This window comes from Amycolatopsis sp. NPDC050768, assembly GCF_040654155.1.
Taxonomy (GTDB): domain Bacteria; phylum Actinomycetota; class Actinomycetes; order Mycobacteriales; family Pseudonocardiaceae; genus Amycolatopsis.
The window spans coordinates 72,588-86,692 of sequence record NZ_JBFAHL010000015.1; the positions used below are offsets into that span (position 1 = coordinate 72,588).

Here is a 14,105-nt window from a genome sequence, read left to right on the forward strand (position 1 = left end):
CTTGTGTCGGACGGTGTTGTGTCGGGCGATGGTGCGTCGGACTGTCTTGCGTCAAACTGTGCGTTCACAGGGTTTTCAGGCGGGCGGGTTCAGCTCGATGACGGTTTCGGCCTCGGCGTCGATCCGTTCCCGGCTGTAGAGCAGCGGGAACGCCTCCCCGCGGGCCCACGGTGCGAACAGGTCGGTCAGGTGCGGGTCGTCGAGCCGGCCGGACTGGCCCGGCGCGTTCATGGCGAGCGAGGAGTCCCACTCGCCGACGTCGACGACGATCCGGAACGTCGCGCCGGCCGACTGCACGAAATTCGGGCCGTACGCGGTGTTCCCGACGGTGTCGCCGCTGCCGCCGCGCGGAAGCGGTTCCGTGCCGAGCCGGTCCTCGGGCAGGTTGCCGAGCAGGGCCTTCAGCGGGTGCTGCGCGCGAGCCACGTGCAGCCGGCCCCACGCCCACGCATCGCGGTCGACGCCGAGCAGGCCTTCGAGCTCGGCCACGGCGGCGGGCAGGGTCTTGGCGACGATCTCGGCCAGTGCCTCGGAGTTCTCGACCAGTTCGAGGTCGATGCGCGCGTCGGCCAGGAGGTCCTCGGCGGGTGAGATGCGCGTGGCCGTCGCGTCGGCCTGGTCCCCGACCAGCGGTTCCAGCGCCCGGGCCAGCAGCTCGGGCCGCAGGTGGCGGCGGTACCAGACCTCGAACAGCGCGGCGGCCGCGGAATCCGGCGCCAGCACGGCGTCCCAGCCGGTGAGCAGGTCGAGCCCGTCGACGGCCACGCTCAGTTCCCGCAGCCGCGCCACGATCCGGCGCGCGGGCACGGACAGGAAGTCGCTCTGCAGGTCGACCATGCTCTGCGGGGTGGCGTCGGTGGTCTGCGCGAGGACCTCGTCGATGCGGTGCTTGCGGTAGGGCGCGTACCAGTCGTAGGTGATGTGCCGGTCGGGCGGATAGTCCGGCGGCAGGTTCATTTCGTTGGCCGTGGCCAGGAATCCCGCCTCCGGGTCGAGGGTGCCGGGCAGCTGGTCGGTGTCGTAGAAGCCGGCCCACTCGTACCGGCCGTCGCCCGGCACGGGCAGCGTGCCGTCCCAGTTGGGCCGGATCGGCGTGAGACCGCCGGTCTGCCAGGCGATGCGACCCGACGGATCGGCGTAGACCTGGTTCTCCGGCGGCGCGCCCCAGCGGTTCATGGCGGCCGAGAACTCGTCCCAGTCCCCGGCGCGCATGTAGTCCATGCTGCCGAGGTAGGGCGCCATGCCGGCCTCGAGCCAGGCGGCGCGGACCGCGTACGCCGTGTTCCGCTCGGGATCCTGGTACACGACCGGGCCGTGGCGGGTGAAGAGCAGCTCGGTCTCCACCGGCTCGCCGTCGCGTACGGCGATGGTCTCGGTGACGCGCCGCATCGGTTCCCAGCGGCCGTCGTAGCGGTAGCTCGTCGGGTCGGCGGGATCGGTTTCGTAGACGTAGAGGTCTTCCTGGTCGATCGCGAAGATGGTGAGCCCGAAGGCGATCCGGCCGTTGTGGCCGATCGAGATGCCGGGCAGCGCGGGCTCGCCGCCGCCGATCACGTTGAAGCCCGGCGCGTTGAGGTGCGCGATGTAGCGCAGGCCGGGCAACGCGGCGGCCGCGCGGTGCGGGTCGTTGGCCAGCAGCGGCCGGCCCGAGCGTGTCCGCGAACCGGCGAGGACCCAGTTGTTGCTGCCCTCCGGCAACACGTCGCCCTGCGGGTCGTGCGGTGCGGGCGGCGCGAACACGGGCGCGGTCGTCGCGAGGTCGTAGACGCGCAGCACGTCGTCGGGGATCGCGGCGAGGTCGAGCCCCTCGGGGATTTCCACCGGCCGCCACGGTTCGCGCCGGCGCCGCAGCTCCTCGGCCTCCGCGGGCAGGTCACGCAGGGTGCGAGCGCGGGCGACCTCCTCGCGGACGTTGTAGAACAGGCCGTGGCTGCGGATACGCGCCACGTCGTCGGGCTCCCACAGCGCCGGCTCGTAACCCAGCTCCCGGAACTCGGCGGGCAGCAGCTCGGGGTTCTGGTGCGTGAGCTCCACGAACGCGTTGACGCCTTCGACGAACGCCGTCGTCGCGCGTTTCGTGTCCGAGCCGTACGCGAGCCATTCGCGGTGCATGTCGCCGCGGTAGAGGAACAGCCGCGCCGCGCGGTCCCGCTCCACATGCTCGGGCCCGAAGACCTCGGCCAGGCGGCCGAGGCCGCGCCGGCGCCAGAAGTCGATCTGCCACAACCGGTCACGGGCAGCGTTGAAGCCCTGGGCGCGGAACGCGTCGTACGTGCTGGCCGCGTAGATGTGCGGCACACCCCAGCGGTCGACCACGATCTCCGCGGGCGCCGTCAGCCCGGGCAGCGTGTGGGAAATTCGATCAGGTGCCACCACGGTTTCTCCCGTCTCGTCATCGAGGTGGCCGCAGTCAAGCAGCCGGGGCGGTCGCCGCGTCGGCAGAAGTTCGCGGCCGGGCGGGTGGTGGCCGACTACCCGTTCGGCTAACCACCGGAGGCGAACAAAAAGCCGCGGAACCGCACCGGCTTTCGGGCCTGGACGATGGTGGTTGCTCCTGGGCGCCGTTCGCGGCTAATGTTCGATTATTGACATTGACTAACATCACACCCAGGGTCGACGGGCGCGTGCCACGATCGCGCGCGGGGCGCCGGTCCGGAGGAGCGCCATGCCCCCTGAGCCCGCCCAGGAGAGGCGCAGCCGCCTCGTCGAACGCATGGAGGAGCAGGGTTTCTGCACGATCGCCGAGCTTTCGGAGGCACTCGGCGTCTCGGAGATGACCGTCCGGCGCGACGTCCGCCTGCTCGTCCGCGAGGGCCGCATGCGCAGCGTGCACGGCGGTGTCACCACGCTGCCCGCGAGCGCGATCGGCGGCACCGACTTCCAAGCCCGATCCGGGCGCCACCGAGCGGCGAAAAGAGCGATCGCGCGCCGGGCGATCGAGCTGCTGCCCCACGGTGGCGCGGTCGCCTTCGACGCCGGCACCACCACCAACGAGGTCGCGAACCTGCTCCCGCCGACGCTGCGGCTGCAGGTCGTCACGGCGTCGCTGCCGATCATCAACACCTTGCCGGGCAAGGAGAACCTCGACGTGATCAGCCTCGGGGGCACCCTGCACCCGAGCTCGCAGTCGTTCGCCGGACCCATGACGATCGCCGCCATCGGGGAGCTGCGGGTGCGCACCCTGCTGCTCGCCGCGTCGGGCCTCACCGCCGAGGGCGTGTACTGCGGCAACCACTTCGACGCGGTGTCGAAGCGCGCACTCGTCGACGCCGCCGACGAAGTGATCCTGGTGGCCGACTCGAGCAAGTTCGCCCTCTCGGCGATGGTGCGGGCCTGTTCCCTCGACGACGTCGACGTGCTCGTGACCGACGACGGTCTGTCCGAAATGCACCAAAAGGTGTTAGCGGAGCACCACGTGCAGGTCATCACGGTGCCCGTCGACGAGGACCACGCCTTCACCTGACCTCGGGTTGGTACTTTCCTGTCACGCCGATGTTAGTTTATTGACATCACTGCCCCGGCCACTTATGTTCGCTGCACAGCACCAGCGCGAGCCCGACAGTGACGTCAAGGAGCGTGGTCCGTCGTGAGCGATCAGCCGGTGAAACAGCTTTCCGAGATCCTGTCCGGGGCCCCGACGAACTGGGGCCGCTGGGGCGCGGACGACGAGATCGGGGCCTTGAACCTGTTGGGCCCCAAGGAAGTTCTCGCGGCCGCGGCCTGTCTGCGGCAGGGCCGGGTGTTCACCCTCCAGACCCGCATGTGCGACCCGGCGGGCGACCCGTTCGCACCGCACCGGCAGCGGCCGGTGCGGGTCAACGTCCAAGATCAAGGCACCTGGCGCGGTGGCCTGGCGCCGGACATCCCCGGCGGCGGCCGGTTCGCCGACGACTACCTCACCACCCACGTGCAGGGCTCCACCAACTACGACGCGCTCGGCCACGTCTGGTACGACGACCGGCTCTTCAACGGCTACGACGCCGACTCGACCATCGGCGGCCTCGTCCGCGACAGCATCCTGCCGATCGCCGAGCACGGCGTCGTCGGCCGCGGAGTGCTCATCGACCTCGCCCGTCATCGCGGTAAGCGCTATCTCGACAGCGGCGAAACCTACACCCACCACGACCTCGAGGCCGCGGCCGAACGGCAGGGCGTCGAGCTGCGCAAGCGCGACATCCTGCTGGTCCGGACCGGCCGCACGGTCTTCTTCCGCGAGACGCCCACCGCCGAGTTCCACAAGAGCTGGCCAGAACCGGGACTCGTCTACTCACCCGGGCTCGCCGAGTGGTTCCACGAGCAGGAGATTCCGAATATCGGCTCCGACACCATCGGCGTCGAGACCTCCCTCGACCCCGAAACCGGGGCGAAACTGCTGGTGCACAGCGCGCTCATGCGCAACCTCGGTGTGCTGTTCCTCGAGATCTGCGACCTCGAAGACCTCGCCGAAGATTGCGCGGCCGACGGCCAGTGGGACTTCTTCTACGTCGCCGCGCCGCTCAAGATCGTGCACGCCACCGGTGGCCCGGTGAACCCCGTCGCCATCAAGTAAGACCCACCGAAAACCTTCGCGCAGGAACGGTTCCCCGTCCGGGAACCGGCGATCCGCCCCGCGCGCACACCGGAACACGCACACCGGAAGACCAGGAAACGGAGAGGACGGCTCGTGATGAGCGTTGCCCAGGAAACCCGTGACCAGAACGCCGTGTCGGAGCAGGAGATCAGGGCGGCGCAGGAAAGCCTGCGCAAGGTCCGCGCCCGCGGGGTGCGGTGGCTGCTCGACCACGTCGCCGACGACGGCAAGCCCGCCGCGGCCGACATCCGCAACGGCTACTACCGGATGCCGTGGGTCTTCGCGGTCGTCGGCGAGCGCGAGGTAGCGGCCCGCGTGCTGTCGTGGATCGAACGCAACACCCTGACCGCGCAGGGAGATCTGCGCGAGGGCGTGCCGCGCGAGGCGTTCGTGCACCGGTGGGCGACCTACCCGCACTCGCTGCTGGCCCACGGCGCGTGGGCGCTGGAGCGCTACGACACCGCGCTCGCGCTCGTGGACACGATGCGCACCACCTTCCAGGACCCCGAGACCGGCGGGTCCTACATGGAGCGTCCGGAAGCCCGCACGGGCCGGCAGTTCATCTTCCCCACCGCCCAGATGGGCTTGGCCGCGCTCGCGAGTGGACAGTCCGATGTGGCCGACGGCGCGTTCGGCTGGTTCGACCGGCTGTGGGCCGCGCAGCCGGAGCTGCCGGACGTGCTCTACGCCTCGTGGGGCCCGCAGGGCCTGCGCACCGTGGCCGACCACGACGACGAGTTCATCAGCAAGATCGACTTCCGCAAGCCGCGCCAGGCTTTTTACGCCCCGGGCATCAGCGCGGCGTTCCTCACGCGCTACTACATGGTCACCCGCAACGAGCGGGCGAAGGAGATCGCCACCGGCATCTTGAAGCTGTCGGCCAATGGGACCCAGGACCAGTACAACTGGTGGGAATCCATGCAGATCTGCAAGTTCGGCTGGGGCTCGGCGATGGCGGCCGAGATCGACCCCACCGGCGACCACCTCAAGCACGTGGTGCGCATGGCTCGCTGGTACGTCGAGTCGCAGGGCGAGGACGGCAGCTGGGTACCGAGCGGATTCCTCGTGCCCGAGCCCAACGACAGCCACGCCATCGAGAAGACCACCGAGCACACGCTGTGGGTGAGCATGATGCTGGCGACCCTCGCCGGCGCCGCCACGCGGGGCCCCGTGGCCGCCGGCCGCTGACCGGACGCGTCATGACCACATCGGACACTCTGCTCGCCGTGCGCGACCTGTCGAAGACCTTCGGCGGCACCAGGGCGCTTCGCGAGGTCGACCTCGACGTGGGCCGCGGCGAGATCCACGGTCTCGCCGGGCACAACGGATCGGGCAAGTCGACGCTGATCAAGACCCTCGCCGGGTTCCAGGACGCCGATCCCGGCTGCGGCGCCCGTGCGTGGCTCGACGGCGACGAGCTCGACCTCACGGCGTCGGCCGGCGGCGCGCGGCACCCGCGGATGCGGTTCGTGCACCAGGATCTCGGCCTGGTTCTGCAGCTCAACGCCGTGGAGAACCTCGCACTGCGGTCCGGCTTCGCCCGCACGCGGCTGCGGACGATCCGGTGGGACCGGCAGGAGGCCGAGGCGCGCGAGCTGATCGCGCGCCTCGGGATCGAGCTCGACGTGCGGGCCCCGTTGTCCGAGACGACCCCGATCGAGCGGACCGGGGTCGCGATCGCGGCCGCGTTGCAGGGCTGGGAGACCGGCCCGGCCCTGCTGGTGCTCGACGAGCCGACGGCGGTGCTGCCGCCGAACGAGGCGCACCGGCTCTTCGAGATCGTCGAGGAGGTCCGCCGCCAAGGCGCGAGCGTGCTCTACGTGACCCACCGGCTGGACGAGATGTTCGAGATCTGCGACCGGGTCACCGTGTTCCGCGGCGGCCGGCGCGTCGCCACCCGCGACGTCGCGGGGCTCGACCGGCCGGGTCTGGTGGAGCTGATGCTCGGCGACGAGGTCTCCCACAACGTCACACCCGCCGCCGCACCGGCGCCCGAGGTGCCGGATGTGCTCGAAGTGCGCGGGCTGTCCGGCCGATACCTCACCGGGGCCGCGCTGCGGCTGCGGGCCGGCGAGGTGCTCGGCCTCGCGGGGCTGCCCGGGTCCGGTCGCGACGAGCTGCCCTACGCGCTCGCCGGGGCCCTGCAGTACCCCGTCGCCGGCGAATACCGGACGTCGGACGAGAGCGGGTGGAACCGGCTCGGCCGCGGTGGTGTGCCGAGCTGCTCGCTGGTCCCGGCCGACCGCGGGGCCGAGGGGATCATCGGCGAGTTTTCCGTGCGGGAGAACCTGACGCTGTCGATCGTGCCGCGCATCGCCTCCGCGGGCGTCCTCGGACGCCGACGCGAATCCCGCGTGACCGACGACTGGATCGGGCGGCTGCGGGTGAAGTCGGAAAGCCGGGACTCCGCCATCACCACGCTCTCGGGCGGCAACCAGCAGAAGGTGCTCGTGGGGCGCTGTCTCGCGCAGGAACCGGCGATCCTGCTGCTGTGCGAACCGACCGCCGGCGTCGACATCGGCACCCGGCGCGCGCTGTACGCGCTGATCAATGAACGCGTCGCGCAAGGGCTCAGCGTGATCGTGTCGTCGACCGACGTCGGCGACCTGCTCGGCCTGTGCAGCCGCGTGCTGGTCTTCGACCGGGGCGCCGTGGTGGGTGAGCTCGCCGGGACGGCGATCACCGAGAAGGCCCTCGTCCTCGCAATGGAAGGAATCGCCGCCCCGTGATGAGCAGACTGCCGACCACCGAACCGGACGCGCCGCCGAGCACCGCGGACGGCGCGCTCCCGGCCGCGCCGCACCACGGCCGCAACGTGGCCCACTACCTGAGCTTCAAGCGGATCGGCGCGGTGTACCTGCTGGTCCTCGCGATCGTGCTGTTCACCGTGAAGCTCGGCGGGGTGTTCTTCGCCGGGGCGACCGTGAAACAGGTCGTGGACAACTACTCGATCACCGCCATGGCCGCGCTCGCGCTCGTGGTGCCGCTTTCGGCGGGGGTGTTCGACCTTTCGTTCGCGTACACGATGTCGCTGACCGGCGTGACCACCGCGTACCTGGTGGTGCACGCGGGCATGGGGCTCGGCGGCGCGATCGTCGTCGCGATGCTCGTGGCGCTCGTGGTGGGCCTGGTCAACGCGTTCGTGGTGGTGGTGCTCAAGATCGACTCGCTGATCGGCACGCTCGGCACCGGCTCGCTGATCCAGGCGGCCAACACGTTCATCACCGGTGATTCGCCGATCAACGACGACAAACTCACCGCACCGGGCTACGCGCACATCGCGCAGGCGAGCTGGGCCGGGATCACGATCCCCGTGGTCTACGCGATCGTGCTCGCGGCCGTGATCTGGCACGTCCAGGAGCACACCGTGACCGGCCGCCGGTTGTACGCGACCGGCTTCAACGAGCGCGCCGCGCGGCTCGCCGGCGTGCCGACCTTCCGGCTGCGGTTCCTTTCGCTCGTCGCGGGAGCGCTGATCGCCGGGTTCACCGGGATCGTGCTGGGCTCGTCGGTCGGTTCGGGCGACCCCGCGTCCGGCACGCCGTACCTGCTGCCGGCGTTCGCCGCGGTGTTCCTCGGCGCGACGCAGTTCAAGGAGGGCCGCTTCAACGCGGGCGGCACGGTGCTCGCCGTGGTGCTGCTGGGCACCGGCGACACCGGACTGGCGCTGGCCGGCGCCGCCACCTGGGCGTCCAACACCTTCACCGGCATCGTGCTGATCGCCGCGCTCGCGGTCACCGGCAAGCAGCGCGGCACGCTGCGCGGCATCAAACGCCGCCTACGCCGTACCACCGAGCCCGTTTCCTGAGCTTTCCCCGTCGACAAAGGAGTCGTTCATGCTCGGAAAACCCTTGCGCGGCAAGATGTTCGCGCTCATGGCCGCGGCGCTCGCCGTCGCCGGACTGGTCTCGGCCTGCGGTTCGGGCGGCGCCGGCGCGTCGGCCGGCACCAGCGGTGCGAAGGCCGATCTCACGCAGGCCAAGCAGATCCTCGCCGCCGCGTCGCAGCGGCCGACCAAGATCCAGGTCACCGACCCGATCGGCAAACCCGTACCCGCGGGCAAGAAGATCGCGTTCGTCAGCTGCGGGCTGCCCGAGTGCGTGCTGCAGGGCGAGGTGATCAAGAAGGCGACGGACCTGCTGGGCTGGTCGCTCACCACGATCAACACCAACGGCACCCCGCAGGGCTTCCAGAACGCGTTCGACACGATCCTGCGCCAGAAGGTCGACGGGGTCATCTACAACGCGATCGACAAGTCCGTGATCCGCTCGCAGCTCGGGCAGCTGCAGTCGCAGGGTGCGATCACCGGCGCGTGCTGCCAGCTCGACCCGGTGGGCGACGGCATCACCTACGTGATCGACACCCCGGACGACAACTCGCCCAAGGGCAAGATCGACGCCGCGTGGGCCGTGGTCAACGGCGGCGACAGCGCTTCGGTGCTGTACGCGAACATCCCCGACTTCAAGATCCTCAGCTCGATCAAGTCCGGCCTGCAGACCAACCTCAAGACCCTGTGCCCCGGCTGCACGTTCGACTCGATCGACCTGCCGCTGACGTCGCTGGGCAAGGACGCGCCCAACCGCATGGTGTCCTACCTGCGCAGCCACCCGAAGACCAAGTTCGTGGTCCTCGCCGACGACGCGGCAGGCGTCGGTCTGCCCGCGGCGCTGAAGGCCGCGGGCCTCGACGACGTCAAGGTCTTCGGCCAGGCCCCGTACGGCGCTTCGCTGGGCTACCTGAAGAACGGCACCGAGGCCGGCGCGATCCCGTACGACCTCTACGGCGACATGTGGGCGATCGTCGACAGCATGGCCCGCAAGTTCGCCGGCGTCGCGGTGCCGACCATCCACCCACCGATGTGGGTCGTCACCAAGGACAACTACCCCACCGAGGCCGGCAGCGAGCTGTTCCCGATCGTCGCCGACTACGACAAGCAGTACGCCGCGCTGTGGGGCAAGGCGTGACGGACGAGGTCCCGGCCGTGGCGCACCTGCTCGCGGGTGCGCCACGGAACTGGGGCCGCTGGGGCGAGGACGACGAGGTGGGCACCCTCAACCACCTCGGCCCGGCGGAGGTGCTCGCCGGGCTCGGGACGGTCCGCCAGGGCCGGGTGTTCACGTTGCAGACGCCGATGTTCCACGAGCACGGCGACCCGTCCTCGCCCGCGCGGGCGGCGCCGCGGCGGTACATGGTGCAGGACCAGGGTTCCTGGTACGCCCCCGAACCACCGGACCTGCCCGGCGGCGCGCGGTACGCGGACGACGTCGTCGTGAGCCACCTGCAGGGCTCGACGCAGTACGACGCGCTCGGCCACGTCTGGTACGACGACACGCTTTACAACGGCTACGACGCCGCGACCACGATCGGCGGCCTGCGCAAGGCGAGCGTGCTGCCGATCGCCGAACGCGGCGTCGTCGGCCGCGGGGTGCTCGTGGACATGGCCGGGTTCCGCGGCAAACGCCACCTGGACCGCGACGAGACCTTCACCCACGAGGACCTCGCCGCCGCGGCCGCCGCGCAGGGCGTGGAGATCCGGCCGCACGACGTGCTGCTGATCAACACGGGCTGGCTGGAGTTCTTCTACTCCGTGCCACGGGAGGAGTTCTTCGGCGAGTCCTATCAGGAACCGGGATTGGTCTACACCCCTGAGCTGGCCGAGTGGTTCCAGACCATGGAGATCGCCAACCTCGCCACCGACACGATCGGCAACGAGGTGCTCATCGACCCGCGCAACGGCACCACGTTGCTCGTCCACTGTGCACTGATGCGCAACCTCGGCCTGGTGTTCACCGAGATCTGCGACCTGCGCGCACTGGTCGCCGACTGCCGCGCCGACGGCCAGTGGGACTTCCTCTACGCGGCGGCACCGCTGAAGGTGGTGGGCGGGACGGGTTCTCCGGTGAACCCGATCGTGGTCAAGTAGGGGCAGCGGGCGGGTGCCGCCCGCTGCCCAAGACCGGCTCAGCCGGCCCCGGCGGCTCCGGCGGAACTCGGGCCGGCTTCCGCGTTCGCGCTGCCGCGCAGGGGCATCGGCTGCCAGTTCAAGCCGTTCCCCAGGGTCTCCGACTGCGCTTTGATCTGGTCCGGGTTGCCGGTCAGCCCGTTGAGCGCCTCCTTGAGCGGGCCCACGTGCTCCAGCAACCACCCGACACCGGCCGCCAGAGCCGCGCCGAACGGGTCCATCGCCACTGACAACGCGTCGAGCGCGGTCGCCACCGCCCCCATCGCGACCGACGCCCAGTCACCCGACTCGATCGCCGAGGACAGACCATTCGCCGACTCCAGCCGCGAGATGCCCGAATAGGCCTTCGTCGAATTTTGCGTCGGTACGACGAGTGGGTTGCTCACCGTGAGGCCACCTTTTCCCCCGAAACGAGGGGATGACGGCAAACCGGTTCCGGCAACGGTGCTAGACACGTTCGTACACGTGAACATGGCTGACGGGCATCGTTTTCTACCGGTTCACCGCGCCGCGGGGAATATCCCGGACGCGGTCAAGCAACAGCCGGCTCTCACCATTGCGGTGTGGCCCGGCTCACTTCTCGGGCTCGCGGGAAAACGGGAACCCCCGCTTTCGACAACTGCGAGGACCCAGAATCACGTCGGCCTCGGCCAAGTTTTCGAACCCGGCCGAGGCCGACGTGAACAACTGACCCGCGTGCTCGAGGCCCGGGGGACGTGGACCTGCGAGCGCCGCGGCGCGTGGTGACCGGCCCGGGAAGCTCGCTCCCGCGGCCGGAGGCCGGGCACCACACCGATATACTTTCGCGGCCTGGTTCAGGCGCTGCCGGCATAGCTCAGTTGGTAGAGCAACCGCCTTGTAAGCGGTAGGTCAGGGGTTCAAGTCCCCTTGCCGGCTCCTTCCGCCCCACAGGTCGCTGATCTGTCTCGGGGCAGTTCGAGACCCGTCAGACGCGGCGGGCGTTGTGGAACGGCATCGAGGCCAGCGGCGACAGCTTCACCGGAACTCCGGGCCGGCTGGCGTGCAGGACCATGCCGCCGCCGGCGTAGATGCCGACGTGGCTCACGGGCGTGTAGAAGAACACCAGGTCACCGGGCTGCAGTGCGGCCTTGGAGACGGCGACGCCCGCCGTGGACTGCAGCCGCGAGCTGTGCGGCAACGCGACGCCGACCTGCTTGAACGCCCACACGACGAGGCCGGAGCAGTCGTAGGCGTTCGGACCGGCCGCGCCCCAGACGTAGGGCTTGCCCTGCTGGGTCAGCGCGCGGCCGAGCGCAGAGGCGCCAACCCGAGCGCTGGCCGACGCGGAGGCGGCCGGGGCGGCGGTCGCGGCGGACGCGGTGCTCGCGAGGACCGGGCCGGCGGTGGCCGACATCGCGGCGGCAAGTGCGGTCGCCGTCAGGGCGGCGCGGACGAAGCGCCGTTTGCGTGACGGCGCGGCATCGGATCGAACTTCGAATCGGTGTAGTGCCATTTCGGGGTAGAGCTCCTTCGGGGGAGGAGAGCGAATCACAGGTAACCGTGAGAACACGGGCACATTACGAAACGAAATACGAGAATGCACCAAAGAGTGATCAGTGGCACAGATCAACAATTCTTGCCTGCCGGTCAGTGCAAATACCGAGTGGTATCAGTCGCAATTTACCGGCAGTCAAAACCCGCTCCACCAGCGCGGATGCACCCAAAAAGCCGCTCGCGAAATTCAGTCAGCGGAATTCCGTGAAGCACATTTTGGAACCGGTTTCACCAGGAATTCCGCGCTCACGGCCCGCGCCGGCCGGCACACCCGGCGCAAACCCGCTCCAGACCACCCCGAACCCCCAGCTCAACCGCCGAAAACGAGCGCCCCGGACGACCCTGCGAGACGATCGAGGGCAGACGTGGTGCACACCACTTCCGGATCAGTGCAACGGTCGGGACGCGTCGGCCGATGGTCCCCGGGAACGTCGAGGAGAACGACGCCAGACGGACGAGGAGGTGGGATCGATCATTAAGATCAACGAACGCGCCGACCAGGGGATTCACCGCAGACGATGGCCGATCCTGGAGCCTCCCCGGCCGAGCTCGAACCAGCGGCACCGGCCGAATCTCCTGCGGCGGCGCGCGTGGCACATCCTCGAGGCGCCGACGGCGGAACAGCCGGCCGTCGAAAGCGGAGAGACGCTGGGCCCGCAGCCGCCCGACGACGCGACGGTCAACTTCGTCCTCGACCTGACGCTGCGCATCGGCGAGGTGCAGATGGCCAGCGGCGCCGGTGCGTCCGACGTCACCGCCACGATCCTCGCGCTCACCGCCGCGCTCGGGCTGCCCCACTGCGAGGTCGACGTGATCTTCACGTCGATCACCGTCACGTGCCACCGCGGCACGGACCTGGCGCCCGTCACCGCGTTGCGAGTGGTCCGTTCGCGCAGCCTCGACTACACACGGCTTACGCAGGCCGAGATCCTCGTGCGCAAGATCGTCCGCGGCAACATGGGCGCCGAGGAAGCGCACACGGAACTGGAGCGCATCACGGCCGCGCCGCACCCGTACCCGCGCTGGGTCGCCACGATCGCGTGGGGCGGGCTGGCCGCGTTCATCACGCTGCTGCTCGGCGGCGGCCCCGACGTGGCCGTGGTGGCGTTCGTGATCTCCTCGGTGGTCGACCGGCTCGGCCGGCTGCTCAACCGCTACCACCTGCCGTTCTTCTTCCAGCAGGTCGTCGGCGGGCTCGTCGCGACGCTGTCCGCGATGGCGATCGTGAGCAGCAACGTCCTCACCACCGACCGCCCGACGCTCGTGGTCGCCGCGGCCGTCACGGTGCTGCTGTCCGGGCTGTCCACCGTCTCGGCGGTGCAGGACGCGATCACCGGCTACAACGTCACGGCCGCCGGCCGCACGATGGAGACCGCGCTGATGTCCGCGGGCCTGATCACCGGCGTGGTGCTGGCGCTGAAGATCGCCGTGATGCTCGGCCTGCCGAGCACGCCGCTGCCGGAGGTCATCAACTCGACCCCTCAGCAGCTGCCTATCGTGGTCGTCACCGGCGCCGGCGCGGCCGCTTGCTTCGCGCTGGCCTCCTACTCGACGCTGCGCGCGCTGCTCGTCGCCGCGGCGGCGGGTGCCATCGGCGCACTCGTTTACGGCTCGCTGATGCTGACGCAGTTCGACGCGGTGAGCTCGTCGGCCATCGCGGCCACGCTCGTCGGCTTCTGCGGCGGCCTGCTCGCCCGTCGGCTGCAGGTCACCCCTCTCGTCGTGGCCGTGTCCGGTATCACTCCCCTGCTGCCCGGCCTGTCCACCTATCGTGGTCTATACCAATTGGGGGTCGAGCCCGGCGGCAACATCTCGTCGCTGATGACCGCCGTCGCCATCGGGCTCGCGCTGGCAGCGGGCGTTGTCCTGGGTGAATACCTCGCGCAACCCGTCCGGATGCGGCTCGGGCGGCTCGAACGCAAGCTCGCCGGACCGCGGATGGCGGGACCGCTGGAGCCGCCGGAGCGGCGTCTGGAGTAAGCGGTTGATCACCGGCCGGTCGCCTGGCGCGCGCTAGGGTTTCACTGGGGCCGCGACCCGCGGATGACGAGGGAGCAG

The 14,105-nt window shown here is 70.0% G+C and carries 10 protein-coding genes, 1 tRNA gene and 1 pseudogene; 9 read left to right on the forward strand and 3 right to left on the reverse strand.

Annotated features, from left to right (window positions below; translation table 11 throughout):
• Positions 1–75: 75 nt before the first annotated feature.
• On the reverse strand, positions 76–2,373 hold the full coding sequence (locus AB0H62_RS35690) for a penicillin acylase family protein (RefSeq protein WP_360590996.1): 2,298 nt from the start codon (positions 2,371–2,373) through the stop codon (positions 76–78).
• 292 nt (positions 2,374–2,665) lie between these two features.
• Between AB0H62_RS35690 and AB0H62_RS35695 the strand changes: the two genes are divergently transcribed.
• The 7 genes from AB0H62_RS35695 to AB0H62_RS35725 all read left to right on the forward strand — a co-directional run bounded on the left by AB0H62_RS35695 (position 2,666) and on the right by AB0H62_RS35725 (position 10,493).
• Positions 2,666–3,463: a DeoR/GlpR family DNA-binding transcription regulator gene (locus tag AB0H62_RS35695; protein ID WP_220244748.1), complete on the forward strand. Its 798-nt coding sequence runs from the start codon at positions 2,666–2,668 to the stop codon at positions 3,461–3,463.
• A 123-nt stretch (positions 3,464–3,586) separates the two neighbouring features.
• On the forward strand, positions 3,587–4,549 hold the full coding sequence (locus AB0H62_RS35700; protein ID WP_220244749.1) for a cyclase family protein: 963 nt from the start codon (positions 3,587–3,589) through the stop codon (positions 4,547–4,549).
• Between the two features lie 117 nt (positions 4,550–4,666).
• Positions 4,667–5,758 (forward strand): hypothetical protein, encoded by a 1,092-nt coding sequence (locus tag AB0H62_RS35705; protein WP_220244750.1) that lies wholly within the window; start codon positions 4,667–4,669, stop codon positions 5,756–5,758.
• A gap of 11 nt (positions 5,759–5,769) precedes the next feature.
• Positions 5,770–7,299: a sugar ABC transporter ATP-binding protein gene (locus AB0H62_RS35710; protein ID WP_220244751.1), complete on the forward strand. Its 1,530-nt coding sequence runs from the start codon at positions 5,770–5,772 to the stop codon at positions 7,297–7,299.
• Entirely contained in the window at positions 7,299–8,378 is a 1,080-nt protein-coding gene (locus tag AB0H62_RS35715; RefSeq protein WP_220244752.1) for an ABC transporter permease, read from the forward strand. Before AB0H62_RS35710 ends, AB0H62_RS35715 begins: the two co-directional genes overlap by 1 nt.
• A gap of 28 nt (positions 8,379–8,406) precedes the next feature.
• On the forward strand, positions 8,407–9,534 hold the full coding sequence (locus AB0H62_RS35720) for a substrate-binding domain-containing protein (protein WP_220244753.1): 1,128 nt from the start codon (positions 8,407–8,409) through the stop codon (positions 9,532–9,534).
• A complete protein-coding gene (locus AB0H62_RS35725) occupies positions 9,531–10,493 on the forward strand; it encodes a cyclase family protein (RefSeq protein WP_220244754.1) in 963 nt (320 codons plus the stop codon). Before AB0H62_RS35720 ends, AB0H62_RS35725 begins: the two co-directional genes overlap by 4 nt.
• 134 nt (positions 10,494–10,627) lie before the next feature.
• Here the strand turns inward: AB0H62_RS35725 and AB0H62_RS35730 are convergent.
• Positions 10,628–10,918 (reverse strand): annotated as a pseudogene (locus AB0H62_RS35730) (hypothetical protein); the annotation flags it as partial.
• A 438-nt stretch (positions 10,919–11,356) separates the two neighbouring features.
• Between AB0H62_RS35730 and AB0H62_RS35735 the strand changes: the two are divergent.
• Positions 11,357–11,429 (forward strand) — tRNA-Thr (locus tag AB0H62_RS35735).
• A gap of 49 nt (positions 11,430–11,478) precedes the next feature.
• On the opposite strand, the gene AB0H62_RS35740 is transcribed toward AB0H62_RS35735, so the two are convergent.
• Positions 11,479–12,006, reverse strand: a complete 528-nt coding sequence (locus AB0H62_RS35740) for an NlpC/P60 family protein (protein WP_220244756.1) — start codon at positions 12,004–12,006, stop codon at positions 11,479–11,481.
• 566 nt (positions 12,007–12,572) lie between these two features.
• Here AB0H62_RS35740 and AB0H62_RS35745 point away from each other — a divergent pair.
• On the forward strand, positions 12,573–14,027 hold the full coding sequence (locus tag AB0H62_RS35745) for a threonine/serine exporter family protein (RefSeq protein WP_255638762.1): 1,455 nt from the start codon (positions 12,573–12,575) through the stop codon (positions 14,025–14,027).
• The last annotated feature ends 78 nt before the right edge of the window (positions 14,028–14,105 follow it).